1 pseudogene is annotated in these 206 nt (G+C 39.3%); it reads left to right on the top strand.

From position 1 onward, the window contains the following. Positions 1-206, top strand: a pseudogene (locus tag Q1B05_RS18690) (glucosamine-6-phosphate deaminase); the annotation flags it as partial.

Raw genomic sequence — 206 nt, 5'->3', positions numbered from 1 at the left:
GAAATAGAAATGGCAGTACCAATGAGTCCTGATCAAGTGTTAGAAAAACGACATGGCATTTTTAAACATCAGTCACAAAAAGATGGTGTCGTATTTTTAGGTACAGATAGCAGAGAATTCTGGCAACGCGCAGAAGATAGAAATAAAGAAACCGCAGAGGTGTATCATCAATTAGGACTGTCTCATTACGCTGCTATGGAAGCCTT

Origin of the sequence: uncultured Formosa sp. (assembly GCF_947500765.1) — a bacterium.
GTDB lineage: Bacteria > Bacteroidota > Bacteroidia > Flavobacteriales > Flavobacteriaceae > Formosa.
The sequence above is the reverse complement of the archived record's forward strand: the minus strand, read 5'-3'. Positions and strand labels throughout refer to the sequence as shown.